Source organism: Arthrospira sp. PCC 8006, from assembly GCF_046480465.1.
Classification (GTDB): domain Bacteria; phylum Cyanobacteriota; class Cyanobacteriia; order Cyanobacteriales; family Microcoleaceae; genus Limnospira; species Limnospira platensis.
Genome location: NZ_PKGG01000059.1, coordinates 1 through 26,562, shown reverse-complemented (window position 1 = coordinate 26,562; position 26,562 = coordinate 1). Strand labels below are relative to the sequence as shown.

Sequence of the window (26,562 nt, the reverse complement as noted above, 5' to 3'; positions counted from 1 at the left end):
TAGCTCACCCGAGATTGCCAATCCACTCATCTCGTTCCTTAAAGATAGACGACAGAGCAACAGGCTGGCGTTCACCTGTGGGTGTCATAACCCCATTAACGTAGGTCTAATCCTGGACCTGCATCGATCATCTCCTTTGAGGAGTAATTTCCAGCAGGATCCGGAAATTACCCGATTTTATGCAAGAGTGCTGGAGGTTGACAAGTCTACCGAAACGCTGATATCATCAAGATATACTTTTTTATAATCGTAATTTTTGTTAAATTATTAAAATTAAAAATATTTTAATTATTTAGTAGTATACCATAACTCCCAGCAAAAAGCAACCACTCCCCCCCCCAAAAAAATTTTGCAGCATTTGTTAATTTTTCGTAACAAAACTTAAGATAACTTCCGTAACAAAAAAGTAGAGACAAGGTACGCTTTGTCTCTACTCTTGTTTATTGCCTAATTAGGCACGGTGTTAGAAATCGTCGTCATCAAGGATGTCATCAGTGATGATAGCAGACGAGAAAGGTTCTTCATCGTCATCATCGATTAAAGGGAAATTATCAGAATCATCATTGATAGCAAACTCATTATCCTCATCATCCTCACCATCTACGAGTTCATCATCAGAGAATATAGTTTGGTCACTGTAGGCACGAGCCGAGTGGTCATCAAGAATTACATCTTCGCGCAAATCATCATTATGAACATCATCTTCTTGGTAGTTGTAGGGTTCCTCATCCATAATCTGCTCTTCCGCCAAAACAGCATCTTCATAGGCATTAAAACCGCTACCTGCCGGAATTAGTCGTCCGATGATGACATTTTCCTTGAGACCTCGCAACCAGTCCGACTTACCCTCAATAGCAGCTTCAGTTAAGACCCGAGTAGTCTCTTGGAAACTAGCAGCCGAGATAAAACTGTCAGTATTGAGAGAAGCCTTAGTAATCCCCAAAAGAACAGGAGTATAGCGAGCGGGAGCGCCGCCAGTAATAAACATAGCCTCATTGACCTGTTCAACCTGACGAAGTTCCGTCAACTCTCCGGGAAGAGAAGTAGTATCACCCCCATCATCAATGCGAACCTTAGAGGTCATCTGACGGACAATCACCTCAATATGCTTGTCGGAAATATCAATACCCTGAGATTGATAAACCGATTGGACCTCGTTAACCAAGAAAATCTGACACTTTTGGAAACTCTGGAGAGCAGCTTCATAAACCAGCCCATCCTGTTCGAGATAGTAATTAAAGAACACTTCCAGAATTTCATGGGGATTAGCCGGACCATCAGTGAGAGGTTGTCCGACATCAACAGTTTGTCCATCAGAGACAATAACCGTCTGACCAGGAGTCAGGGGATACTCAGTCGCAGCGCCGCCAGACTCAATCACGCGCAACTGGACCAAATCCTCAAAAACCTCTACCTGAGCCGTACCAGGTTGTTTAGCCAAAATACAAGCCTCTTTAGGTTTACGAGCCTCCAGAAGTTCCTCAATACGAGGTAGACCCTGAATAATATCCCCAGTCTTGGGTCGCTCAAAAACCAAAAGCACCAAATTATCGCCCCGTTGAACCAAATCGCCATCACTCAAATGCAGAACCGCGCCGGAGGAAACGCGATAGGGTCGTCCGATACGGAGAACTATTGACGTTTCCGAGTCATCCTGGTTAATGGAGACAACTTGACCAGATTGGGACAATTTGACCCCTGGTGCAATTTCGGAATCTTCTACTACCAGTTCACCGACTTTCACAGTAGGAGTGACACCAGCCGGTAGTGGAATGGTAATCATATCGGTGTCACGAACAATGAGACAGCGGCGGAGAATTTCAGCACCGGAGCGAATACCGCCAACGACACCGCCATCTTTACCGAGAATTTCGGTGCGAGTGACGACTGCGCCTGGTTCAATTTCCTGACCATCATGGACCAGTAACCGAGTCCGGGTACTACCCTGGGTGGAATCAGCGATAATATCGCGCCGAATCACCAAAGACTCTAAAATCACCAATTGGAGGCGCATAATCTCAGGATTATCTTCATCGGGAATCAACTCAATATCAGCAGCCAACTGAGGTGCTTCGGTACCGATGTTAATTACCAACTGGGTACGCAACAATTCGACCCCTTCGACAGACCGAACCCGCTCTCCGTCTTTATAGGATAGACGTTGTACTGCTTGCAGGGAGATGGACTGATTTAGGGATTCCTGGGAGGGAATGGGGGGAGTTTCTGGAACATTAAATTCCACCACCGGACGCAATAGCAAGGCGGGACCTTCGGGAGTTTCCACATACTCAACATAATTAAGTTCTGTGGCTGTAACTCCTGGTATAACTTCTTCTCCGGCGTTTTTGATTTGACCATCGATCGCCATTACCATTTCCGGGTCATCCACCAGATGCAATTCCCCTGGTTTAACCACAATTTCGCGAAGGATATCGTTCTTTTGGGTAACTTCAATCACCCCTTTACTCTGACAGAAGATATCTTTAACCACCTCTGTTCCGGCTTCGACATATTGACCATCTTCAACGATTAACAGAGAGATATCCTTATTAACTTCGTGACACTCTTCAGGAATCCATAATAGAGTTCCCCCAGATGTTACCTCATAGCCTTGTTTACCTTTGGAGCGTTTAGCAACTTCCACGCCAGCGTATTTAATGATTCCGCCAGTAGTGGTGCGGTAGCTATCATCCATCAATTCGGCGATCACTTCATGATTTTCGACCTTGCTACCGGGTGTAACTTTGAGGGAGAAACGGTGATTGCTGTTAGTTTCAATCACATATTGTTCCCGTCCCAACTCTGATTGCAGACGTACCAAAGCCTGGTCTAAAAGTACAGAGGCGGTGATAATTTCAATTTCCCGTGGTAGAGGATTTTCCTCACCGGGGTCAATGGTGGTGAGAGTTCCATCCAGGGATGTTTCCATTACTGGCGACTGATGGTCATCGCCATTATCAGGGGTAATGCGGACAATGCCACCATGTTCGGTTTGTAGTTTAGTTTGAGCAAGGACGCTACCTGGTTCTACACGATCGCCATTTTTCACCGCTGGTTCCGCGCCGGGGGGTAAGTTATAAACTTCTCCAGCTAATACCCACAGCAAACCACCCCGTTGAGCGATGCGGGTCATATTTCCTTGGCGATCGAGTTTTTCTTCTGGTACCACGTCCGCAAACTTAACCTCTCCGGCTAAATCTGTGGCTACGTCCTTAGTGGCTTTTTCAGTAGTTTTACGAGCCGTTCGACCCCCCGCGATAATTTCCACCATAATTTGGTCAGCCTCAACGGTTTGTCCATCGTGAACCACCACCGTAGAGCCCTGGCTGATATTAATGCGCTTGTTTTCCTTTTTCCCTTCCACGGTGAGATAACCGTTACTTTCCGCCAGGAAGGAATCATCCCCGTGTCGGGTACGGAAAGCACGCAGACGCAGAGTTTTCGGAAATTTGACAGTACCATCAAAGGGAGCGCGGAGAACCCCAGCCGCTTCAGCGGTAAATACCCCTCCGGTGTGGAAGGTCCGCATAGTCAACTGAGTTCCCGGTTCCCCGATCGACTGAGCAGCGATAATACCGATCGCTTCTCCTAAGTCTACCATTTGGGCATGAGCCAAACTCCAGCCATAGCAGTGGCGACATACGGATCTGTTCGCCTCACAGGTTAGAGGCGATCGCACAAAAACTTTTTTCACCCCAGCATTACAGATAGCCGCCGCTAGGTCATCACAAACAACTTGATTGCGAACAGCGCGGATTTCTCCAAAGCTAATAATTTCCCCTGTCTCTGGGTGTTTTACATCCTCACCCAAGACCCGACCCATAAGGCGGTCTTTCAGGGGAATCAAAACGCGATCGCCATCCGTCATATCTGCGATCGTGATTCCCCGTTCCGTACCGCAGTCAATTTCCCGCAGAATCACATCCTGAGACACATCAACCAACCGCCTAGTCAAGTATCCCGAATCTGCCGTCCGCAGCGCCGTATCTACCAAACCTTTCCGCGCCCCGTAAGACGAGATAATATATTCTGTTACCGTCAGTCCTTCCCGGAAATTAGTTTTAATAGGCTGGTCAATAATTTCACCTTGAGGGTCTGCCATCAAACCCCGCATTCCCACCAATTGACGCACCTGGGAGATATTACCCCGCGCCCCAGAGAACGCCATCATATACACAGAGTTCAGGGGATTGGTCGATCGGAAATTCCGCACCACCTCATCCTTGAGAGCTTCCGAGGTACCGTTCCACGTATCAATTACTTTTTGAAAACGTTCTACTTCCGTGATTTCTCCCTTCGTATATCGCCTTTCTGTGCGCCGAATCTCCTCTTCTGCCCCCTCTAATAATTCCTTTTTAGACTGAGGAATTTGTAGATCATCAACACTAATTGAAACCCCAGCTTTCGTAGCATATTTAAATCCCAATTCCTTCAATTCATCCGCTACTTGGGCGGTAACGGCGCTCCCATGATTCAGAAAAGACCAGGTCATCAATTTTTTCAGTTGACCCTTATCAATAACTCGGTTGCGGAAGATTTTTTTGTTTTCAGACATAGCAGTTCACAGTCAAAGTGCAAAATTTAAAAAGCCGTGGTCTTGAAGTTTTTTTGACCCGGCGGGTTTTAGATAATGATAAAATATCTACCTAACCCGCCTTCAATTATTCTTAAACCAGAGCATCTAGCACGGTTTTGTTGAAGATAATTCGACCAGCGGTTGTCCGCACATATTGGGAAATCATTTTACCTTCCTTATCTTCTCTAACTCTCCTGGTCAAATTCCCACTTTTTTGACCAACATATAATTTAGTCTGGCTACCATCAGCAGACTTTTCCTCTCGGTCAAGTTGTTCAGGTTCATCTAGGTCAACCTCCCCATCAAAACGCACCCAAATCTCAGCGTGCAAATCCAGCAAACCGTGATTATAGGCAACGATCGCATCTTCCAAGTTACTGAAATAGCGATCTTTTCCTCGCACAGCCTTCGGATTTTGTGCAGTCAGATAATAGCAACCCAAAACCATATCCTGAGAAGGCGTCACAATAGGCCTTCCCGTAGCCGGAGACAGAATATTATTACTAGCCAACATCAGCAAACGAGCTTCCGCCTGAGCCTCAATAGACAAAGGAACGTGAACAGCCATTTGGTCTCCATCAAAGTCAGCGTTAAAAGCCGGACAGACCAGGGGATGTAATTTAATCGCCCTTCCTTCCACCAGGATAGGTTCAAAAGCCTGAATTCCCAAGCGGTGGAGAGTTGGCGCACGGTTAAGCATAACGGGGTGTCCAGAAATCACCTCTTCTAACACATCCCAAACACTCGGATCGCCGCGTTGAATCAACTTTTTCGCCGCCTTAATGTTATTAACCAAATTCTGACGAATCAGGCGATGAATCACAAAAGGTTGGAAAAGTTCGATCGCCATTTCCCGAGGTAGTCCGCACTGGTGCATTTTCAAATTCGGACCCACCACGATGACCGAACGACCCGAATAATCGACCCGTTTTCCTAGCAAGTTTTGACGGAAGCGGCCTTGTTTACCCTCAATAATATCCGAGAGAGATTTCAAAGGTCGGTTATTCGCACCCACCACAGTTCGACCGCGACGACCATTATCAATTAGGGCATCTACCGCCTCTTGTAGCATTCGCTTTTCATTGCGAATAATAATTTCCGGCGCTAAAATCTCCTGCAACCGAGCCAGGCGATTATTACGGTTAATCACCCGTCGATAGAGGTCGTTTAAGTCGCTAGTAGCAAAGCGACCCCCATCTAACTGAACCATCGGCCGCAAATCCGGGGGAATTACCGGAATCACATTTAAAACCATCCATTCAGTTTTAGAACTGGTGGCGATAAAGTTATCAATGATCCGCAGTCGCTTAATCAACTTGGCGCGTTTTTGACCCTTAGCATTAGCAATGTCAGTTCGCAATCGTTCTGCTTCTTCTTCTAGGGGGATATCTTCCAAAAGGCGGGCGATCGCCTCAGCCCCAATACCCACTTCCACCCCAACAAGTTCGCCTTCTTCCGCGTAAATTTGTTCTTCAATTTCCAGCCACTGTTCTTCCAGCAACAGTTGTTTATAGGAGAGATTATCAGCATTCCCCGGATTTAATACCACATAGGCATTAAAATAAACCACCTGTTCCACATCTCGCAGAGGCATATCCAGCAAAATCGCCATATAGCTAGGAATACCCTTGAGATACCAAACATGAGTCACCGGAGCCGCCAGTTTAATAAAGCCCATGCGATGTCGTCGCACCCGCGATTCTGTAACTTCTACCCCGCAACGTTCGCAAACAATCCCCCGATGTCGGACTCGTTTATATTTACCACAGTGACATTCCCAGTCCTTAGCCGGTCCAAAAATACGCTCACAGAACAACCCATCCATTTCCGGCTTGAGGGTACGGTAGTTAATAGTTTCGGGCTTGGTAACTTCCCCTACCACTTGACCGTTGGGTAAAGTACGCTCTCCCCATTGTCGGATGCGTTCTGGAGACGCTAACCCAATTTTAACGTAATCAAAACGTTGCTCTATCTTAGGCATAATTCTTGTACATTGAATGCTAACACAAAAAACCGTTCCATCGTCGCGGGTGCGCGGAGAGGGGCAGGTGCTTGTAGGTGCTGCTTTCCGAATCAGCCATCAAGTCCACCTACCCAATTTCTGAACCCGCCCCAGCAGATGAATTGACCTACAACCGGTTACCCTGATCGTCGTCATCAATGACGCTCAAATCGTATGTAGGCTTAGAAGGTGTTCTGACCCGGTGAGGCTCATCAGCCATCAGGTCTACCTCCAAATCTTTACTAGCACCATCCTTTTTGTTAGTTTCCACCTTATGAGCTGCAATATCCAAACACAAAGATTGCAACTCCCGCATCAGCACTTTAAACGATTCTGGCGTACCTGGTCGAGGGATAGCTTTGCCTTTAACGATCGCATTGAGAGCTTCATTACGGCCTGCCATATCATCAGACTTAACCGTTAGCAACTCTTGCAAAGTATAGGCTGCCCCAAACGCTTCCAATGCCCACACCTCCATTTCTCCGAACCGCTGACCCCCCTGTTGTGCCTTTCCACCCAACGGCTGTTGAGTCACCAAAGAATAAGGACCAGTAGACCGGGCGTGAATCTTATCATCCACCAAGTGAACCAACTTGAGGATATAAGCGATACCCACCGTTACCGGTTGGTCAAAGGCTTCTCCCGTGCGGCCGTCATAAACAATAGTTTTGCCGGGGTATTCCTCACTAAATAACCAATCCTTTTTGAGTTTTTCGCGGGCTTCTTTCAGTTTACTGTGGACTGTCTCACGGGACATTTCTTGACCAAACATTTCATCAAACGGGATCACCTTAAACCGCCGTTTCAGGTTTTCTCCCGCCCATCCCATCAAACACTCAAAGATTTGACCAACATTCATACGAGAAGGCACACCCAGGGGATTCAGGACAATATCCATCGGCCGACCATCAGGGAGATAGGGCATATCTTCAATGGGAAGAATACGCGAGACAATCCCCTTATTACCGTGGCGGCCCGCCATTTTGTCTCCCACCTGAATTTTACGTTTTTGTGCCACATAGACCCGCACCACCATATTAGCTCCTGGGGGCAGTTCATCGCCTTGTTCTCGGGTGAACACCCGCACATCGACCACCCGACCTTTTTCACCATTAGGAACCCGCAGGGAGTTATCTCGCACATCTCTGGCTTTTTCTCCAAAGATAGCCCGCAGCAGTTTTTCTTCTGGGGGTTGGTCGGACTCTCCTTTGGGGGTGACTTTTCCTACCAGAATATCTCCCGACTCTACCCAAGCACCAATCCGAATAATCCCGGAAGCGTCGAGTTGTCGCAGGGAGTCCTCCCCAACGTTCGGTATTTCGCGGGTAATTTCTTCAGGTCCTAGTTTCGTTTGTCGCGCCTCAATCTCAAATTTTTCGATATGGATTGAGGTATAAACATCGTCATAAACCAGACGTTCACTAATTAAGATTGCGTCTTCGTAGTTGTAGCCTTCCCAGGGCATATAGGCAACTAAAATGTTATGACCCAGGGCTAATTCTGCCCCCTCAGTCGAGGAACCATCAGCCAAAACCTGACCTGCTACTACTTGGTCGCCTTCATAAACTAGGGGGCGCTGGTTTAAGCAGGTATCTTGGTTAGAGCGTTGATATTTTTGCAGTTCATATTCGATTTCCCAACCTTCGGGGTCAATAACCCGAATTTTCGCGCCATCTACATAACTGACTTCTCCATCAGTACGAGATACAATCACCATACCTGAGTCCCGCGCCGCCTGGGCTTCTAGTCCCGTTCCCACAAACGGACGTTCAGGACGCAGCAGGGGAACTGCTTGGCGCTGCATATTGGAACCCATCAGCGCACGGTTAGCGTCATCGTGTTCTAGGAAGGGAATTAGGGAGGTAGCTACCGAGACAATTTGCACCGGAGAAACGGCTACATAGTCCACTTGGTCGGGGCTGGTTTTGGTGAAGTCCTGACGATAACGCACCGGAACTAGGTCGCCGAGGATATGTCCCTCGGAGTCATAGCTAATGTCTCCTGGTGCTACCCGTAGATCGTCTTCCTCGTCAGCGGTCATATACACCGGAGACAAATCTCGGCGCACTCGTCCATTTTCTACTGGATAGTAAGGGGTTTCGATGAAGCCGTAGGGGTTAACCCGGGCGTGGGTAGCCAGGGAGCCAATTAGACCGGCGTTCGGTCCTTCTGGGGTTTCGATGGGACAGATACGACCATAGTGGCTTGGGTGAATATCACGCACCGCAAAGCCTGCCCGTTCTCGTGTTAAGCCACCGGGACCTAGGGCAGATAAACGCCGTTTATGGGTTAATTCCGCTAGGGGGTTAGTTTGATCCATAAATTGGGACAGTTGGCTAGACCCGAAAAATTCTTTGATGGCTGCTACCAAAGGTTTCGGGTTCACTAGGGAGGCGGGGGTTAGGGTTTCGGCATCGCCAACGGTCATCCGTTCCCGAATAATTCTTTCTAAACGGTTTAAACCTACTCGGATTTGGTTTTGCAATAGTTCCCCTACTGAACGCACCCGACGATTACCCAAGTGGTCAATATCATCGGTTTCGCCGATGTCGTATTCTAGGTTAATCAGGTAGTCGATCGCCGATAAAATATCAGTTGGTGTTAGGACTCTGGTACTATCGGGCACACTCAGCCTTAGTTTCCGGTTCAGTTTATGCCGTCCTACCCGACCCAAATCATAGCGTTTCGGGTCAAAGAAGCGATTATGCAAAAGTTGTTCTCCCCCGGTGATGGTGGGAGGTTCCCCTGGCCGCAGTTTCCTATACAACTCCATCAGGGCATCTTCTTCGCTAAATTCCCCTTCTTTTTCGATGGTTTTTTGGAAGTAGTCCGGGTGCCGCAATGCGTCAAATATCTCGTTATTCGTCAATCCTAGGGCTTTCAGAAGTATCTGAGCCGACAGTTTGCGAGTTTTGTCAATTCTTACCCAAACTAGATCATTTTTATCGGTTTCAAATTTCAACCAAGCGCCTCGGTTCGGGATGAGAGAGGCGCTATAGGTACGTCGTTGGTTTTTATCGATTTCCGATTTGTAGTATACCCCCGGACTCCGCACAATTTGGTTAACAATAACTCGCTCGGCTCCGTTAATAATAAACGTGCCACGTTCGGTCATTAAGGGCAGGTCTCCGATAAATACTTCCTGCTCCTTAATCTCCCCGGTTTCTTTGTTAATTAGTCGCGTGGGAACGTACATCTGCACGGAGTATGTACTATCCCGCCGTTTGGCATCGTCTACGTCATATTTAGGCTGTTTCAGCTTGTAATCTCTGGCTAAGAAATGCAGTTCTAGTTTCCCTGTATAATCACTGATGGGGGAGAAACTTTCCAGTTCTTCAATTAGCCCGGTTTCTAAAAACCAACGAAAACTCGATCGCTGAATTTCAATTAAATCAGGAAGTTCAAATGCCGATTCGTATTGGGTTGTATTTGTCATGGTTTCTAAAGGTCTGCTGGGATGTTCAAGGTCTGCTGGGATGTTAGGGTTAGGCAAAATCTCGCCTCCCCCCATTTAGCATTGATATCTCCCCCCATCTGGGCCATTCATCAATGGCGCTACAGGAATTTGGGGAATTTGGGGAGTCGATTTATTTGATTAGGGGGTTACTGATGGGGTCAGGGCAATTCATCAATGGCCCCTACACTAGCAACTGGGTGACCGACCACGGATAAGCCAAATAATTCACAGGCATTTTTTGTGGTTTGCTGACTTAGACTTTCTAGGGATACACCCCGGAGTTCGGATACTTTTTCGGCGACGTATTTAACGAATGCGGGTTCGTTCCGTTTTCCTCGTCGGGGAACCGGGGCTAGAAAGGGGCAGTCAGTTTCAATCAATAGGCGATAGCGAGGTACGCCACGAGCAGATTCTTGAATTTGGGTAGCATTTTTAAAGGTTACCGTTCCGCTGAAACTAATGTAAAACCCCAAGTCTAAAAACCATTGCATTTCTTCGGGAGTGCCACCCCAACAGTGCATAACACCTCGCACGGGACCATGATCAAGATCATCGAAGAAATCCCGCAACAGTTCCACCATCGAAGCTGCTGCATCTCGACAGTGGATAATTACGGGTTTATTTAGTTGGCGAGCTATTTCCAGTTGAGCCCTGAAAATTTGCTTTTGACGGGCTTCATCTTTGGCCTTATAAAAGTCTAACCCAGTTTCCCCGATCGCTACTACCCTTGGATCAGATTCGGCTAGAGTCCGAATTTCACTTTCGGTGGTTTCTGTCCATTTCTCTGTGTCCAGAGGGTGTAACCCCACGGCAAAGGATAGTTCTTCTACTTGGTCGGCGATCGCCCTAATTTCGGCAAATTCCCCGGGATGAACACAGGAGTGTACCAAAGACACCACTCCAGCAGAACGCCACCGCTGCCGGATGCCTTCGAGGTCTGTAGCCAGACTCTCAAAGTTAATGTGAACGTGAGTATCAATTAGCTGCATCTGGTGCTATCTGTCCTTCAGCATAGTTCCCAGCCTTTCGGCTAATATTGTAGCCAACACTTTTGCATTTTGTTGGTTACCCTTATTCTGGGAGAGCGAATTTGGCATAGCCACCCACTGAAGTGATGGGTCAAAAACCGATAACTTCCGGGCGGCGTGCTGACATACTCGCGGACGGCACGAGGAGTCACCCTAGGATGCTGTGGCTTCCTGGGCGATCGAATTAGGCTGGTGTCGTTTCAAGAACCTAGCTAATCGCGATTTTTTCCGAGCCGCATTGTTCCGGTGCAGAACACCTACCTTAACGGCTTTATCGATTTTACTGGTCGTTTCTGACATCCGTTGCTGGACGTACTGCAACGATTCATCGGTGGGATTAGCCGCATATTGCTCAACAGCGGCAAAATATTTTTTCATGAGAGTCCTCACGGCTGAATTATAGGATCTATTCCTCAGCCGATTGCGTTCAGCAATTTGGACTCGTTTAATGGCAGATTTGATATTGGCCATGGCTTCCGGTGTAGGACTACGCGGATCTTTGATAATCAAGATTTCCAGAAATACCAATATAGCACGTCAACAGGGGAATTTGTGCATTAAATTTTTATTTTGCCAGTATCGAAGCCCAAAAGTCCAGATTCGGGGTCAAGATCTCCGAGTCAAGCAGAGTCTGTGAATCCACGTTACACTATATAACAAACGCGGGTTATACTGAAAGTTAAGCTGACCGACCAGGTTCAGCCCAACTCGGTCTCAAAGAAATTTAGCCTCTCCGGGCCCGTCAATTGCCTCGCGTTTTGGCTAGTAACTTCTACGGTTTGCACTCCTAATCACCATGCTGCGAATTATTACTCAGTGGGTTGAAGCACAATCAGAACTGCGACGCATCGGCAGTCGTACCCATGATGATACTATTATCCATAAAGAAGCTACGGTGCGAGAAGTCCTGCAAACCGTGAAGCGGCAAGGGGATAAAGCACTGCTGCACTACACCCAAGAATTTGACCACAAAACTCTGAGCCTCGAACAGTTGCGGGTCAGTGCTTCGGAGTTGGATGTCGCTTATCAACAGGTTAATTGTGAACTTCTCGATGCAATTCGGTTAGCGAAAAAACAGATTGAGGCATTTCACCGCCAGCGTATTCCTAAGTCTTGGGTTCAGTTTGGCGATGATAATGTGGTTTTGGGTAAACGATACACCCCCGTTGATCGGGCGGGTTTATATGTGCCGGGTGGCCAAGCCTCCTACCTAAGTACAGTGCTAATGAATGCCATTCCGGCTAATGTGGCTAAAGTGCCTCGCATTGTCATGGTAACTCCCCCCGGTATTGATAATAAGATTAGTCCGGCGGTTTTAGTGGCGGCTCAGGAAGCTGGAGTCCAGGAAATTTATCGAGTAGGCGGGGCTCAGGCGATCGCTGCTTTGGCTTATGGTACGGAAACTGTGCCGAAAGTTGATGTGATAACAGGTCCGGGTAATATATATGTAACGCTGGCGAAAAAATTGGTTTATGGTACTGTCGGTATTGACTCCCTCGCTGGACCGTCTGAGGTGCTAATTATTGCCAATAGTATCGCCTCGCCGGTTCATGTGGCGGCGGATATGCTGGCTCAGGCAGAACATGATACAATGGCGGCGGCGATTTTGTTGACTACAGACTCAGCTTTGGCTCGTCAGGTGGTGGCTGAGGTGGAACGACAGCTTGAGCATCACCCGCGCCGAACTATGACGGAAAAGGCGATCGCTCACTATGGTTTAGTGGTGGTGGTGGACTCCCTCGAAGCCGCAGCTCAGTTATCTAATGAATTTGCTCCCGAACACCTAGAACTAGAAGTTGACGAACCCTGGGAACTATTAGAACACATTCGCCATGCCGGGGCAATTTTCCTAGGTTGTTCGACCCCGGAAGCGGTGGGAGATTATTTAGCCGGTCCTAACCACACCCTACCCACTTCAGGGGCGGCTCGCTATGCTTCCGCTTTAGGAGTCGAAGTATTTATGAAACACTCTAGTTTGATTGAATATTCTCCGCAGGCGCTGCAAAAAGTGGCAAATGCTGTTAATATTTTGGCTACTGCAGAAGGGCTACCATCCCATGCAGATTCTGTTCGTCTACGGACGAAAAATCAGGGAGATGGGGATTTTTAGCGGGTGTTGCTGATTTCTAGGTCAGCTTAATGTGAGGAGAAGTTGCCAATGCTGAGGACAATTTTGGTTGCTATTGATGATTCCCCTTCTATGGAGATAATGATGAATGCCTTAAAGCAACTACAATTGGAACCCACAACCCACGTGGTATTCTCCCATGTGGTTTCAACTACAGCGCCTGATGTAGATCCAATTGCCGATCGCCCCCATCCTAGCTCATCAGAAGAGTTAGCCTATTGGGATATCGAGAATTATCTACGCAGCTATCAGAAGCAGTTAGCTTGTCCCAGTGATGTAGAAATTGTCCAGGGAGATCCGGCTGAGGAAATAATCCGTCTTTCTAATATCTATAAAACTGATTTAATTATTATTGGTAGTCGCGGATTAACTGGACTTAGCCGAGTATTACAAGGGTCCGTTAGTTCCCAAGTGGTAGCCGATGCTAATTGTTCAGTTTGGGTAGTGAAAGAAAAGGTGTAATAACCATGGTGTGAAATGCCGGACTGCGCTAAGGAGTTTTTAACTAGCTAACCGGTTTTTTTTGCCCATAAAAACAGGTCGAAAATATTTAGGGGATAGCGATTGACTGGAGCGGTTGATGAGCGCGAAAGCTGCATACTTGGGGGCGGAACTAGAAAGCTATCATGATCATGATCGACAAATTCCGAACTTCGGGGTTATGCTGGGTTTAAACATCCCTAGATCCTTGCGCTGATGGTTGATTACAATCAGAGTCCGACGGAAACCACCATAGACCCCAAAACCGCGATCGCCCCTAATGTGTTAACTATTTCCCCCGATGCGACAGTGGAAGAGGCGATCGCCTTGATGAGTAATCCCAGTCGTGAATCAGACAGCAGTTCAATTATAGTCGTCACTAGATCGCGATCGCATTGTCGGTATTGTCACCGAGCGGGATATTGTGCGTCTAGCCGCCCAACAGCAACCCCTACAAAGTTTGTTGGTAGGCGAGGTAATGAGCCAACCGGTTATCACCCTACAGCAGTCGGAACTAACTGATATTTTTGCGATCATTGACTTTCTGCAAAAGCGTGGCTTGCGCCATTTACCCATTGTCGATGACCACTGCAGCCGGCTCGGTTTGATTAGCCACGAAAGCCTACAAAGGCTGAAGAGTCCGGTGGACTTGATGCGGTTGCGGTCAGTGGGTACGTAATGGCTCAGGACGTGGTGACATCACAAAGCGATCGCAAAGAGCTAGATATTGCTCAGTTATTGACCCAAAACCGAGTCAGTTGCGTGATTATCACGCCCGTTCGATCCGGCCGACAACCCACCCATAGAGCGTCCTGTGGGAATCATCACAAGCCGCGGGATATTGTGCAATTCCAGTCGGGGGGTGGTGCGATCAGGGAAACCAGCGCCCAAGATCGGATGAGTTCTCCCCTGTTTACAGTGCAAGGAGATGAGTTTCTGTGGGCAGCCCAGCAACAGATGGAGGAACGGCGGATTCGGCGGGTGGTGGTCACTGGAGAACGGGGTAACCTAGTGGGAATCGTCACCCAAACAACCCTTCTACGGGCGTTTAACCCCATTGAAATCTATAATTTGGCAGAAAACCTCAAACAAAAAGTCAACCGCCTATACGCCTTAAAACTGGCGTTTTGGGAACGTCGCAACCAGGAACTACAAGAGGAGGTGGCGGCACAAACTCAGCGGATTCAAACTCAGGCCCAGCGCGATCGCCTGAGTCGCGAATATTTCCACAACCATTCGCAATTAAGAGGACTTAGCCACTATTCTCCAGAGGCTCTGGGATGAAGTGCGGCAGGTGTTGATCGGGCATCGCGTGATTATCTACAAGTTTGAAGACGATTTGAGCGGTTCCGTCATTGCCGAATCGATTATGGCCGGTGGTCGTTCGGTGCTGCACAGTCAAGCCAATGACCCCTGTGTGACTCGAGAGTGGATCGAACCCTATCGCCAAGGTCGCGTGCGGGTGGTGCGAGATATTTATGATGAGTCCATGAAGAAAGAGTGCCATCATCCGCTTCTTATTGAGCTTTGATTCAAGCGCAAAGCTGATGGTGCCGCTTGTGGTAGACGATCGCCTCTGGGGGTTGATGATCGCCAGTCACCAAGATCAGCCGCGAGATTGGCAAACCGGGGAAATCCAACTCTTGCAGGCTCTCTCGATCCAATTGGCGATCGCCCTCAAACAAGCCACGCAACATGAACAACTCCAGAACGAGATTAGCCAGCGCCAAAAGGCTCAACTAGCCCTAGCATCCTTAAATACTGAACTCGAAACCCGAGTCGAGCAACGCACCGCCGACCTGCAGGCTCGGATCGCGGGCTATCGTGGCCTCATGGAAGGAGCCAGTGATGCCATTCTCCTAGCCACCCCTGAAGGCTACCTGATCGAAGCCAACGCTGCCGCCGAGTACCGCTTTCGGCTACTCCCGTATCGGAGTTCAGCGGACTGAGCCTAGAGCGATCGCCCCTACATATCAGCCAACTCCATCCCCGATTCGGAATTAGACCGCATTGAACGCCGTTTGTCGCGGATTATTGAGGAAAAACAGCTTTGGGTGTTGGATACCCGGATTCTGAGGGCCGATGGCTCAGAAATTCCCGTTGATATCTCAGGAAGCCTGATTAAAGTGGGCCAGACCCATATAGTGCAAGGGATATTCCGGGATATACGCTTTCGCGCCGCCTTTGAGGAAAAACTACGCAGCAGTGAAACCGAGTTACGCAGCGTCTTTGAAGCCATGGGGGATTTGGTTTTAATCATTGAAAGCGATCGCGATGAAGTGCGAGTGATGCCCACCCGCCACCAAATACTCGAGCCCCAAGCCACCGAGATTCTCGATCAAACCCTCGATTGTCTATTTCAAGACGAGGCCGAATCCCGCACTCTACTGCCGATTCTGGAAGCCTTAACCACCGGAAAAACCGTGTCGTTTGAGTATCAAATCGACCTGGAGGATCGCCGCATATATTTTGAAGCGAGTATTTCTCCCATGGGCGATCGTCGGGTGATTTGGGTCGCCCGGGATATGACCAAACGCAAACAAGCCGAGGCGGAAATTTTCCAACTCTCCCAACGGCTCAAAATTGCCTTATCTTCGGGAAACATCGGCTTTTGGGATTGGGATCTTCGCCAAAATCAAATTACTTGGGATGAGCAGATGTATGCCCTCTATGGGGTTGATAATTCATCATACTCGTCGTATCCAGAATCTGTGGTAGCTTACGAGGTTTGGTCTCATGGCGTTCATCCCGACGATCGCCAAGCCGCCGCAGACCTCCTCCAGAAAGCCATTTTAGGAGAAGCCGACTATAACACCGAATTTCGCGTCCTGCATCCCGATGGCAGCCTCCACTATATTAAAGCCTCTGGGTTAGTTGTCCGGGATGAAGCGGGTCAGCCCATCAGCATGATTGGGGTGAATTTAGATATCACCGACATCCGCCAAGCTGAAGCCGCCTTACAAGCCAGTGAAACTCGTTTTCGGCGGGTGTTTGACTCCAACGTAGTGGGGATGATGTTTACCAATTTTGCCGGAGACATCATCGAGGCTAATGATCGCTTTTTAGAGATGTTGGGCTATAGCCGCGCAGGGCGGCCTATGGGTTTAATCAACTGGGCAGAAATCACACCCCCTGACTATCGAGAACAAGATGTACAGGTGATCGAACATCTACGTCAATCTGGATTTATTCACCCCTTTGAAAAGGCTTATCGGCATCAAGATGGACATTTGGTGTTTGTGTTAATTGGGGTGGCGATGTTATCTCAAACTGATGAGAGTTCTGTTTGTGTAGTGGTGGATATTAGCGCCCAGAAAGCGGCACTGACCGAACGCACCAAAGCAGAACAGGCTCTGCAAGAAAGTAAACTGCGCTTAGAACTGGGTCTGGCTTCGGCGAATACAGGACTCTGGGATTGGAAGATGCAGACGGGGGAACTTTGGTTCAATAAACAATGGAAATCCATGCTGGGTTATCAGGAGCTAGAGAATTGAGAACCGGTTGACGGAGTGGCAAAGTCGGGTTCATCCTGACGACTTAGCCCAAGTTTACCAGGACGTGGAGCGACATATTCAAGGAAAAACGGAGTTGTATCGCAATGAACATCGTCTGCGCTGTAAAGATGGCTCCTATCGCTGGATTTTAGCCCAAGGGCGCATGGTGGAACGGGATGCTGAGGGACGACCACTGCGGTTTATCGGCACTCATACGGATATTAGCGATCGCAAAAAAGCCGAACAAACCATTGAGCAGCAAGCGCAACGAGAACGGCTCTTGCGGGAGACGAATCAACGCATCAGTCAATCCCTGGATTTACCCACCATTTTTGACACCGCCTCTCGAGAGATTTGCAACTGTCTGCAAGGGGCAAGGGTGGGTATTTTCAAATTTTACCCCGACTCTGGCTATGACGACGGCTCGTAAAGTGGCGGAGTCAGTGGTTAATGACTTCCCCGCTTGTGCTGGCTATCCCCGTCCATGACCATTGTTTTGGGGAAAACTATGCCAGTCTCTACGCTCAAGGACGTTCCGCATGTGGCGGATGATATCCACCACGACGGCGCTCGAAAACTGCCATGTAGATATTTTATCTCAGTTTCAGGTGCGGGCTAACTTAGTGATACCGATTATCTGTCAAGATGTCTTATGGGGACTGTTGTGCATTCATCAATGTGACGGCCCCCGCCATTGGGAACAGTCGGATATTGATTTGGCGCAGCAATTCTCGTTCCAGTTGGCGATCGCTATTCAACAGTCTAATCTGTTTGAGCAGTTGCAACAGGAACTCAGAGAACGTCAACAGGCGCAACAACAGCTTACTCAACGCAATGAGGAACTAATCCGCGCGAAGCGTCTCAAGGATGAGTTTCTGGCTAATATGAGCCATGAACTCCGCACCCCCCTCAATGCAATTTTAGGCATGACGGAAGGGCTACAGGAGGAGGTGTTCGGTCCCGTGAATGACAGACAACTGAAAGCCCTGCAAACCGTGGAACGGAGCGCCTCTCACCTGCTGGCTTTGATTAATGATATCTTAGATGTGGCGAAGATAGAATCGGGTCAGGTAGAGTTAGAATGTTCCCCCACGGCGATCGCGCCTCTGTGTAAATCCAGTATCGCCTTCATCAAACAGCAAGCCCTGAAAAAACGGATTCAACTCTCGGTTAATCTGCCGTTAAAATTGCCTGATATTATACTCGATGAACGCCGGATCCGTCAAGTATTAATTAATCTGCTCAATAATGCGGTTAAATTTACCCCAGAAGGGGGAAGCATCACCTTAGAAGTGATATTGCCCCAACCAAGAGAAGCCGAGGGAGAAAGCCCATATCTCCGGTTTTCCGTGAGAGATACTGGCATTGGTATCAGCCCAGAAAATATCAAGAAGCTGTTTCAACCGTTTATGCAAATTGACAGCGCCTTGAATCGCCAATATCAAGGAACTGGCTTGGGTTTGGCCTTGACAAAACAAATTGTAGAATTGCATGGCGGTCGGGTGGGTTTAACCAGTGAAGTATTGCTGGGTAGTTGTTTTAGTATCGATTTACCCTATCAGGCTTCTGTGATGATTCCCCAACGGATGGACTCTGATCAGAGATTTAAACCCTAATGATGTGGCACTGCCATCAACCCCAAATGCAGCGCCTTTGCTGCTTTTAGCGGAAGATAATGAAGCGAATATCAGCACGATTTCCAGCTATTTAACCGCGAAAGGCTACCGTAGCGGAGTTGGCGAAAAATGGTCAGGAGGCAATTAATCAGGCTGTGGCTTTATCTCCTGATTTGATATTGATGGATATTCAAATGCCGGGAATGGATGGACTAGAGGCGATGAAACGGATTCGGGAGATTCCAGAGTTAGCGACAACGCCCATCATTGCCTTAACGGCTTTGGCCATGGAAAGCGATCGGAAGGCCTGTTTACTAGCGGGGGCTAATGAATACTTGAGTAAACCAGTGAGATTAAAACAGTTAACCATGACGATTCAAGATCTCCTAAATTCTTCTGAAGATGCCCTGCTATCCGCAAACTGATGCCGTCTAAGCATTATCATCAGGATCGATGCCACCCTACTCGGTGGAAGTAGTTGTCCGGAAAATCTGTAGATCTATGTCGTCTCACAAAGCGAGCGGAAGACCCTGATGTTGGCTATTCCCCACGTCCAACGTCTAACCTAGGATTTACTATTAGGTAGGTGAACTTGACCACCCTAGGGCTGAAAAGCGATCGGCGAATTTCTCAGGAAAATCTTTAGTTAGCTACCATCTAAAGGTTATAATTATGGTAACAGTGCGAGACGTTCAGGCATCAAATAGGGCTGCAATGCCCGAAATAACTGCCTGGAGTGGATTTCAACCCCTTGTTTGAATATAAGGAGCGCACTCCTGACCATCCCTATAACTGTTTATATGTCCCAAAGCGAAAGCAAGGCAGGGAACTCAAGGTTAATTCCACAAAGAAAATCGCAATACTCAACTATATAACACGGAGGATTAAAACCACTTGGGAGATTGTGGGAAAGAGTAACGGCGATAGCCACCCCCAGTTTCAGGAATCACACCCCGTCAGATTGAAGCGGGGAACGGAAGGCGTGAAGTAGAACCTACTACCAGATGCGACCACTGCCAACCATCCATGATTAGGGAGACCGAATGTCCGGCTTGAACCATCAGAACTAATTAAGTAGCGAAATAGGTTGATACGCTGCGCTTAAAAGAGTAAGGGGAAAAGTAGGAGTCTTGTTGCACTACCTACACAGACCTTTAAAAGTACCCCGGTTCTGAGGACAAATCTAAAGATGGAATGCCCATATAAGAAGTGATTAAAGGTGTAATAAAACAAATTAAAACAGCACCTCAATCAGCCCTGATAAGCAAACTAAACCCAATTATTCGGGGATGGTCAAATTACTATTCAGGGGTCGTCTCATCAGAGACCTTCGTTAAGCTAGACCATATAACCTGGCTAATGTTACGGGCATGGACAGTATCAAGATGCGGAAAGGCAAACCACGAAAAGCTAACAAACTATTTCAGACATGGAACGGTTAGACTTAGTAATGGGAAAGAAAGGCATGAATCTTGGTTATTCCAAACTAAAGATGGATTCCAACTATGGAAACATAACTGGACTCCATTGGTCAGACACACCCCAATACGCCCCGATGCAACACCCTACGACGGAAACTGGACTTACTGGGCAACCAGAAAAGGACAAGCAATCGACACGCCTAACAGGGTAGCAAAACTACTCAAAAAGCAAAAAGGCAAGTGTAAATGGTGTGGATTGTATTTCGCACCAACAGATATAGTTGAAGTAGACCACATTGTACCTCGAAGCCAAAGCGGAAAGGATGAATACAAAAACCTTCAACTACTACACCGCCACACCCGCGATGATAAAACGGCACTTGACAATGCCAGAGCTGTATCCTTAACAATGGAGCAGTCAGACTAGGAGCCGTATGAGGTGAAAGTCTCATGTACGGTTCTGAATGGGAGGGAATGGAGGCGACTCCATTCTCGACCCCTAATGGTTTGCCAGGATATAGTCGGGGATTCCTGGGGGGTGATTAAGCGATCGTGAAACCAGACTATTGCATAAAATCCGGTAATTTCTGGCTCCTGCCGGAAATTACTCCTCACAGAGTCTGCAAGATGCAGGTCCAGGATTAGACCTACGTTAATGGGGTTATGACACCCACAGGTGAACGCCAGCCTGTTGCTCTGTCGTCTATCTTTAAGGAACGAGATGAGTGGATTGGCAATCTCGAGTGAGCTAGACGTAAAAAGCCCCTTTAACATGACCGAGGCCAACATTACCCCATCTGGGAGATAGCTTAAATGCCAAATTACCAAAATTACGTTTTTGTGGTTGACACACTGGGGCAACCGTTAAGTCCCACTCATCGGGCCAGAGCCAGAAAGCTTTTGAAGCAGGGTTTGGCCGCAGTGTTTAGGACTTATCCATTTACAATTATCCTCAAGAAAACTGTTGAGAACCCGGTCAATGAACCATTACGGCTAAAGTTAGACCCAGGGGCATCAGTGACGGGTATTGCCCTAGTTAATCAGAGTCGGGACACAGTTATCTGGGGGGCTGAATTGACTCATACAGGAGATAGAATCCGAGCCAAGTTAACTGCACATCGCGTGGTTCGCCGCCACCGTCGTTGCCGAAAAACTCGTTACCGTCAAGCCCGATTCAATAACAGAAAGCGCGCAGATGGATGGTTGGCTCCCAGCCTCAAACATCGAGTTGAAACCACCTTGACCTGGGTCAATCGACTGATTTCCTCATGCCCGATAACGGACATATCAATGGAATTGGTACGATTTGACACCCAAAAGCTGCAAAACCCCGAAATATCTGGAGTTGAATACCAGCAAGGGGTTTTGTTCGGATACGAGTTGAGAGAATATCTGTTGACGAAATGGCAGCACCAGTGTGCCTACTGTGGTGGCCAAAATATCCCTTTAGAAATCGAACACATTCAGCCAAAAAGCCAGGGTGGTTCCGACCGAGTTAGCAATCTGGCTATTGCTTGCCATAAATGCCATCAGAAAAAAGGTTCTCAGGCACTCGAGCAGTTTCTGGAAAAAAAACCCGAAATCTTGAAGCGGTTGCTAGTTCAGGCCAAGGCCCCCCTGAAAAATGCAGCGGCCGTCAACTCTACCCGATGGGCATTGTTTAACAGCCTGAAGCTAACTGGATTACCCATTGAAATTGGCACTGGAGGTTTAACAAAATATAATCGGACGGTTCAAGGACTACCGAAAACCCATTGGCTAGATGACGCTGATTGTGTGGGAAAAAGCACCCCGACCCGGTTGAAAATCAAAACTCATCAGCCACTACTAATTACTTGTTTTGGGCGTGGTGGCCGTCAAAAAGCGGCTCCTAACAAGAGGCTTCCGATTTGCCATAACCCATTAAAACCAATTAAGGGATGGCTTACCGGGGATATAGCCAAGCATAAGACACATGGAATTGGTAGAATAACTCTACGGAGTCGCGGCAGTTTTGTTTTAACCAAACCTGACAAAACTCAGTTTTCAGTCAAGCCAATAGATTTGAAACCCGTTTTTAGAAGAGATGGCTATTTGTATAAATTTTCCTGAGTTTTCCGGTAATTACCAGGTTATAGATATACTGCCGGGTAGAGTAACTCATGAGTAAATGAGTATTGATCAATATTTATAAACTCATGACTAAATGAACTAAGAAAAGTCATCAAATTTGGGATTTTAGACTTGCTAAGGACTATCGACAAATGTTATCTATTTTAGTTATTGATGATGAACCTGACAACTTTGATGTGATTGAAACCTTTTTGAGTAATCAAGACTATCAGCTACATTATGCTGCTAGTGGACAGGAGGGAATTTCCGCACTCAAATTAATCCAGCCAGATTTGATTTTGCTGGATGTGATGATGCCAGCTATTGATGGGATTGAAGTTTGTCGCCGCATTAAAGCTATGCCACTATGGCAATCTACACCTATTATTATGGTGACGGCATTATCTTCTAAAGAAAGTTTAGCTAAATGTATCGCAGCGGGAGCGGATGACTTTATCGGGAAACCCGTTAATGCTTTAGAATTACGGTCTCGTGTCCATTCAATGCTGAGAATTAAGCAACAATATGACCAAATTTCTCATTTGTCTAATGTGCAGAAGAATACAATTCAAGTACTCGAAAAAACTCTGGTCAGACTGCGGGGTAATTTAGCCTCTAGTCTCTCCCACGAACTAAATACCCCTCTAAATGGTGTTTTAGGAATGCTCGCCCTGGTGATGGAGGATCTGAAGGATATAGAAGATGTGGAGATGTCGGAAACAGTGGAGATGTTAAGGTTGGCGTATCAATCAGCCTGTCGCCTGGAAAATTTAGTCAAAAGATTCCTAATTTATTTGGAATTGGAACTGATAAGTAGCGAGGAAAAAGAAGTTCCGCCAGGGTCTACAATGTTATCTTTGTATTTTGTGGAACCTATCTGCAAAAAATATGCACCGGATAGCCAACGCTATGATGATTTTAAGTTGGATATAGAACCGGCTACCGTGGCGATATCAGAGCGGTATTTGTCGATTATTTTAAATGAGTTGATTGACAACGCTTTGAAATTCTCCAATCCGGGGAAACCCATCTCGATTCGCTCTCAGATTATCGGGGAAAAACTAGGGCTATGGATTCATGATTTGGGGCGTGGGATGACGGAAGAGCAAATCAATCAAATCGGTGCTTTTATGCAGTTTGAACGCAAAAGCTATGAGCAACAAGGCCTGGGTGTTGGTTTAAAAATCGTGGATAAAATTGTTGAATTGGTGGGAGGAACCATACAAATTAATAGCAGATACAATCAAGAAACGATGATATATATTACTTTACCGATTGTTCATTAGCTATTAAATAATACAAATAACCCTATTGTCACGTTACAACGTATCATATTTATATTAAGATGGTGAAACTAGATGCCGTGGAACCATAGATAGTTGTTGAATTGCTAAGGAAAATCTACCGATGTTATCAATTTTAATTGTGGATGATGATCCAGATAATTTTGATGTAGTTGAAACTTGTTTGATTGATGAAAACTATCATTTACACTATGCTTCTAGTGGACAAGATGCACTTTCAGTAATTAATGTAATCAAACCGGATCTAATTTTACTGGATGTAATGATGCCAGTTATGGACGGTATTGAGCTTTGTCGCCGTATTAAAGCTATGAGTGAATGGGAAGGAACACCGATTATTATGGTGACGGCATTATCTTCTAAGGAGAGTCTAGCTGAATGTCTGGCGGCGGGAGCAGATGACTTTATTGCGAAACCTGTTAATCGCTTAGAATTGCTGGCACGGATGCGCTCTATGCTCAGAATTAAGCAACAATATCAACTACTAGCCGATTTTAACACGAAATTGGAACTGATGGTTGAAGAACGCACGGCTCAGTTACAAAGGCTGATAGATGAAGATATGCTAACGCAGCTACCAAGTCGGGCGCAGTTATTACAAAAACTATCGGATAGCTACGTTGACAGCAGCGGGGAAAATTATGCGATCGCCTATCTCGACTGTGACCAATTCAAAGAGCGTTAATGGTGCTTTTGGTTACCAGGTGGTAAATCAACTACTGAGAGCGATCGCAGAACGTCTTAAACAACATCTGCGCCCCGGAGATGTACTATGTAGAGTGGGAGAGGACGAGTTTTGTTTTGGGCTGAAAAACATTTATGCAACCGGAGAATTAACAGATTGGATTAATGGAGTAATGGGGTCATTTACCGAGGCTTTTCAGATAGAAAATTGTGATATTTTTATGTCTGTTTGTATGGGAATTGCTCTAGATACGGAAGTAAACTCTAATGCTGAAGCCCTATTACAAGCAGCGGATACGGCAATGTACAAAGCCAAAGGGCGGGGAAAAGGTTGCCATCAAATCTTTAACCGAGAAATAACGGCGGCCACACTTAAACGGCTGACTCTGGAAACGGATTTACAAAGGGCGATCGCACAACAAGAGTTTTCACGTAATTGACGACCATTCTGAGGCTGGCCACAGAGAAGGTGGTGGGTTTTGAAGCATTAGTGCGTTGGCGACACCCCCAGCGAGGTTTAGTGTCACCAGGAGAGTTTATCCCCTGTATGGAGGAAACGGGTTTAGTGGTGAATCGGGGGTTTATTGGTGCTACAACAAGCCTGTGAACAACTACACAAGTGGCATCAACAGGGTAATTCTGATTTGATGATGAGTGTTAATATGTCGGTGCGTCAGTTTGCCAGTCCTACGCGCTTTGGTAGATATAGATCGGGTTCTGGCTAATACGGGAGTGAAACCAGAGGCTATAAAGTTGGAGATTACCGAAAGTGCATTAATGGATAATCCGGAAATGGCGATCGCCCTAACATCAGAATTGCGATCGCGAAAAATTGGGATCAGTTTGGATGATTTTGGTACAGGTTACTCTTCTTTAGGCTACTTGCACCGTTTCCCCATTGACACTTTAAAGATAGATAGATCTTTTGTGAACCAAATGCAGCCAGTACGTCTGAATCATCAGGTAGTGGAAACGATTGTAGCATTGAGTAATCAATTGGGTAATGGTGCGATCGCAAACGGTATCGAAACAAGGGATCGGTTAAAGTATCTTCAGAATATAGTATGGCTATTTGGTCAGGGCTATCTATTTTCTAGGCCCCGAAGAGCATCAGATATTGAGGCGAATATTTTAAAATTGTCCCAGGCACGCTAATTAATGCTAAATGAATCTTGTATAACCCATACTGAAACTCCCACTGCGGCTTATGTACATATTCCCTTTTGTCGCCGCCGCTGCTACTACTGCGATTTTGCGGTGTCTGTGGTGGGCGATCGCCGCCATGGGGAAAATTCTGGGATGATTCAGGAATATGTAAATTTTCTGTGTGAGGAAATTGTTAATCAAAGGCATTTCGGACTTCCGCTGAAAACAGTATTTTTTGGGGGGGGGACTCCCTCTCTGTTATCGGTTCAGCAGTTCGATCGCCTGATGAAAACCATTAGCGATCACTTGGGAATTGCGAGTGATGCTGAGATCTCGGTAGAAATGGACCCAGGGACTTTTGATTTAGGGAAATTACAGGGATTTGTGGCGGCGGGGGCCAATCGGGTGAGTGTGGGTGTACAAGCGTTTCAGGATGATTTATTAAGGCTTTGTGGTCGATCGCATACTGTGGCGGATATTTGGAGGGCGATCGATTTAATTAATCAAGTGGGTGTTGTGAACTTCAGTATTGATCTGATTTCTGGTTTACCCCATCAAACCCCAGAAATGATGCAAGAGTCTTTAGATCAGGTTTTGAGCATTAATCCTGCTCATGTTTCCCATTATGATCTGATTGTGGAACCTCAAACGGCTTTTGGTCGCTACTATAAACCGGGAGAGTTTCCCCTTCCTGATGATCAAACTACAGCCAACCTCTATCGACAGGCGCAAAAATGCCTGACTTCCCGGTTCAAACATTATGAGATTTCTAATTATGCGCGACCTGGGTTTGAATGTCGCCATAATTTGGTTTATTGGCATAATCAACCTTACTATGGCTTTGGTATGGGGGCGGCGAGTTATGTGGGGGGGTATCGACTGACGCGACCGAGAACCCGCGATCGCCATTATCAGTGGTTACGGTCCTCCGGGGGGGGAGGGGCGAGCGAAAGTTGGCTGGTTTCTGATAGTGCTGATCTTCCACCCGCCCCTACAGAGGCGATCGCGATTATTTTAGGATCGGATTTTCTGTTAGAAACTTTGATGCTGGGACTGCGGTTAGCTAGTGGGGTGGATCTTCTTAGGCTTCAACAGCAATTTGGGGAAGTGGCTGTAAGTCAAATTACTGATATTC

Annotated in this window: 25 protein-coding genes and 1 pseudogene; 19 read left to right on the top strand and 7 right to left on the bottom strand. The window is 47.0% G+C overall.

Going from position 1 to position 26,562, the window contains the following annotated elements:
• Positions 1-463 precede the first annotated feature (463 nt).
• From B9T16_RS11290 to rpsT, 5 genes are all read right to left on the bottom strand, one after another.
• A complete protein-coding gene (locus B9T16_RS11290) occupies positions 464-4,555 on the bottom strand; it encodes a DNA-directed RNA polymerase subunit beta' (protein WP_006618616.1) in 4,092 nt (1,363 codons plus the stop codon).
• 112 nt (positions 4,556-4,667) lie between these two features.
• Entirely contained in the window at positions 4,668-6,557 is a 1,890-nt protein-coding gene (locus B9T16_RS11285; RefSeq protein WP_410244799.1) for a DNA-directed RNA polymerase subunit gamma, read from the bottom strand.
• A gap of 148 nt (positions 6,558-6,705) precedes the next feature.
• Entirely contained in the window at positions 6,706-10,014 is a 3,309-nt protein-coding gene (rpoB, locus tag B9T16_RS11280; RefSeq protein ID WP_410244798.1) for a DNA-directed RNA polymerase subunit beta, read from the bottom strand.
• 179 nt (positions 10,015-10,193) lie between these two features.
• Positions 10,194-11,024 carry a TatD family hydrolase gene (locus B9T16_RS11275; RefSeq protein ID WP_006618613.1) on the bottom strand — a complete coding sequence of 277 codons (831 nt, stop codon included), beginning with the start codon at positions 11,022-11,024 and terminating at the stop codon, positions 10,194-10,196.
• A 192-nt stretch (positions 11,025-11,216) separates the two neighbouring features.
• Entirely contained in the window at positions 11,217-11,534 is a 318-nt protein-coding gene (gene rpsT / locus B9T16_RS11270; RefSeq protein WP_014275476.1) for a 30S ribosomal protein S20, read from the bottom strand.
• 325 nt (positions 11,535-11,859) lie between these two features.
• Between rpsT and hisD the strand changes: the two genes are divergently transcribed.
• On the top strand, positions 11,860-13,173 hold the full coding sequence (gene hisD / locus B9T16_RS11265; protein ID WP_006618611.1) for a histidinol dehydrogenase: 1,314 nt from the start codon (positions 11,860-11,862) through the stop codon (positions 13,171-13,173).
• Positions 13,174-13,221: 48 nt separating this feature from the next.
• Positions 13,222-13,653 (top strand): universal stress protein, encoded by a 432-nt coding sequence (locus tag B9T16_RS11260; protein ID WP_006618610.1) that lies wholly within the window; start codon positions 13,222-13,224, stop codon positions 13,651-13,653.
• A 248-nt stretch (positions 13,654-13,901) separates the two neighbouring features.
• Here B9T16_RS11260 and B9T16_RS11255 read toward each other — a convergent pair whose 3' ends face one another.
• Positions 13,902-14,051 (bottom strand): hypothetical protein, encoded by a 150-nt coding sequence (locus B9T16_RS11255; protein ID WP_234933741.1) that lies wholly within the window; start codon positions 14,049-14,051, stop codon positions 13,902-13,904.
• Between the two features lie 44 nt (positions 14,052-14,095).
• Here B9T16_RS11255 and B9T16_RS11250 point away from each other — a divergent pair, with 44 nt between their 5' ends.
• The 10 genes and pseudogenes from B9T16_RS11250 to B9T16_RS11205 form a co-directional block, all read left to right on the top strand.
• Positions 14,096-14,350, top strand: a complete 255-nt coding sequence (locus B9T16_RS11250) for a CBS domain-containing protein (protein WP_410244797.1) — start codon at positions 14,096-14,098, stop codon at positions 14,348-14,350.
• Complete coding sequence (locus B9T16_RS11245) at positions 14,350-14,955, top strand: CBS domain-containing protein (protein WP_410244796.1); 606 nt, start codon at positions 14,350-14,352, stop codon at positions 14,953-14,955. Before B9T16_RS11250 ends, B9T16_RS11245 begins: the two co-directional genes overlap by 1 nt.
• Before the next feature lie 10 nt (positions 14,956-14,965).
• Positions 14,966-15,202, top strand: a complete 237-nt coding sequence (locus B9T16_RS11240; protein WP_235181438.1) for a GAF domain-containing protein — start codon at positions 14,966-14,968, stop codon at positions 15,200-15,202.
• A 16-nt stretch (positions 15,203-15,218) separates the two neighbouring features.
• Complete coding sequence (locus B9T16_RS11235; protein ID WP_006618608.1) at positions 15,219-15,620, top strand: GAF domain-containing protein; 402 nt, start codon at positions 15,219-15,221, stop codon at positions 15,618-15,620.
• Between the two features lie 72 nt (positions 15,621-15,692).
• Positions 15,693-17,165, top strand: a complete 1,473-nt coding sequence (locus B9T16_RS11230) for a PAS domain-containing protein (RefSeq protein WP_410244795.1) — start codon at positions 15,693-15,695, stop codon at positions 17,163-17,165.
• A 7-nt stretch (positions 17,166-17,172) separates the two neighbouring features.
• Entirely contained in the window at positions 17,173-17,595 is a 423-nt protein-coding gene (locus tag B9T16_RS11225) for a PAS domain-containing protein (RefSeq protein WP_410244794.1), read from the top strand.
• Between the two features lie 118 nt (positions 17,596-17,713).
• Positions 17,714-18,781, top strand: a complete 1,068-nt coding sequence (locus B9T16_RS11220) for a GAF domain-containing sensor histidine kinase (RefSeq protein ID WP_050856776.1) — start codon at positions 17,714-17,716, stop codon at positions 18,779-18,781.
• Between the two features lie 4 nt (positions 18,782-18,785).
• Entirely contained in the window at positions 18,786-18,929 is a 144-nt protein-coding gene (locus B9T16_RS11215) for a hypothetical protein (RefSeq protein ID WP_006618606.1), read from the top strand.
• Positions 18,901-19,206: a response regulator gene (locus tag B9T16_RS11210; protein ID WP_006618605.1), complete on the top strand. Its 306-nt coding sequence runs from the start codon at positions 18,901-18,903 to the stop codon at positions 19,204-19,206. The genes B9T16_RS11215 and B9T16_RS11210 overlap by 29 nt, the downstream gene beginning before the upstream one ends.
• A 781-nt stretch (positions 19,207-19,987) precedes the next feature.
• Positions 19,988-20,629 (top strand): annotated as a pseudogene (locus B9T16_RS11205) (group II intron maturase-specific domain-containing protein); the annotation flags it as partial.
• Here the strand turns inward: B9T16_RS11205 and B9T16_RS11200 are convergent.
• A complete protein-coding gene (locus B9T16_RS11200; protein ID WP_014275467.1) occupies positions 20,626-20,817 on the bottom strand; it encodes a hypothetical protein in 192 nt (63 codons plus the stop codon). The pseudogene B9T16_RS11205 and the gene B9T16_RS11200 overlap by 4 nt on opposite strands.
• Positions 20,818-21,015: 198 nt before the next feature.
• Here B9T16_RS11200 and iscB point away from each other — a divergent pair, with 198 nt between their 5' ends.
• The 7 genes from iscB to hemW form a co-directional block, all read left to right on the top strand.
• Entirely contained in the window at positions 21,016-22,293 is a 1,278-nt protein-coding gene (gene iscB / locus B9T16_RS11195; RefSeq protein ID WP_353912680.1) for an RNA-guided endonuclease IscB, read from the top strand.
• 152 nt (positions 22,294-22,445) lie between these two features.
• Entirely contained in the window at positions 22,446-23,579 is a 1,134-nt protein-coding gene (locus B9T16_RS11190) for a hybrid sensor histidine kinase/response regulator (RefSeq protein WP_006616878.1), read from the top strand.
• Between the two features lie 121 nt (positions 23,580-23,700).
• Positions 23,701-24,282, top strand: coding sequence for a response regulator (locus B9T16_RS11185; protein ID WP_410244793.1), 582 nt, complete (start codon positions 23,701-23,703; stop codon positions 24,280-24,282).
• Positions 24,260-24,721 carry a diguanylate cyclase domain-containing protein gene (locus B9T16_RS11180; protein WP_410244792.1) on the top strand — a complete coding sequence of 154 codons (462 nt, stop codon included), beginning with the start codon at positions 24,260-24,262 and terminating at the stop codon, positions 24,719-24,721. The genes B9T16_RS11185 and B9T16_RS11180 overlap by 23 nt, the downstream gene beginning before the upstream one ends.
• Positions 24,718-24,888, top strand: a complete 171-nt coding sequence (locus B9T16_RS11175) for an EAL domain-containing protein (RefSeq protein WP_410244791.1) — start codon at positions 24,718-24,720, stop codon at positions 24,886-24,888. Before B9T16_RS11180 ends, B9T16_RS11175 begins: the two co-directional genes overlap by 4 nt.
• 71 nt (positions 24,889-24,959) lie before the next feature.
• Positions 24,960-25,436, top strand: a complete 477-nt coding sequence (locus B9T16_RS11170; RefSeq protein ID WP_410244790.1) for an EAL domain-containing protein — start codon at positions 24,960-24,962, stop codon at positions 25,434-25,436.
• Between the two features lie 3 nt (positions 25,437-25,439).
• Positions 25,440-26,562: radical SAM family heme chaperone HemW (gene hemW / locus B9T16_RS11165; protein WP_410244789.1), on the top strand; the 1,123-nt coding region annotated here is incomplete at its 3' end.

Excerpts from the sequence above, each read along its gene's own strand:
- B9T16_RS11245 (WP_410244796.1), top strand. The coding sequence starts at position 14,350 with ATGGCTCAGGACGTGGTGACATCACAAAGCGATCGCAAAGAGCTAGAT.
- B9T16_RS11275 (WP_006618613.1), bottom strand. The coding sequence starts at position 11,024 with ATGCAGCTAATTGATACTCACGTTCACATTAACTTTGAGAGTCTGGCT.
- B9T16_RS11190 (WP_006616878.1), top strand. The coding sequence starts at position 22,446 with ATGTTATCTATTTTAGTTATTGATGATGAACCTGACAACTTTGATGTG.
- iscB (WP_353912680.1), top strand. The coding sequence starts at position 21,016 with ATGCCAAATTACCAAAATTACGTTTTTGTGGTTGACACACTGGGGCAA.
- B9T16_RS11220 (WP_050856776.1), top strand. The coding sequence starts at position 17,714 with ATGATATCCACCACGACGGCGCTCGAAAACTGCCATGTAGATATTTTA.
- B9T16_RS11260 (WP_006618610.1), top strand. The coding sequence starts at position 13,222 with ATGCTGAGGACAATTTTGGTTGCTATTGATGATTCCCCTTCTATGGAG.
- hisD (WP_006618611.1), top strand. The coding sequence starts at position 11,860 with ATGCTGCGAATTATTACTCAGTGGGTTGAAGCACAATCAGAACTGCGA.
- B9T16_RS11285 (WP_410244799.1), bottom strand. The coding sequence starts at position 6,557 with ATGCCTAAGATAGAGCAACGTTTTGATTACGTTAAAATTGGGTTAGCG.
- rpoB (WP_410244798.1), bottom strand. The coding sequence starts at position 10,014 with ATGACAAATACAACCCAATACGAATCGGCATTTGAACTTCCTGATTTA.
- B9T16_RS11290 (WP_006618616.1), bottom strand. The coding sequence starts at position 4,555 with ATGTCTGAAAACAAAAAAATCTTCCGCAACCGAGTTATTGATAAGGGT.
- rpsT (WP_014275476.1), bottom strand. The coding sequence starts at position 11,534 with ATGGCCAATATCAAATCTGCCATTAAACGAGTCCAAATTGCTGAACGC.
- B9T16_RS11235 (WP_006618608.1), top strand. The coding sequence starts at position 15,219 with ATGGTGCCGCTTGTGGTAGACGATCGCCTCTGGGGGTTGATGATCGCC.
- B9T16_RS11185 (WP_410244793.1), top strand. The coding sequence starts at position 23,701 with ATGTTATCAATTTTAATTGTGGATGATGATCCAGATAATTTTGATGTA.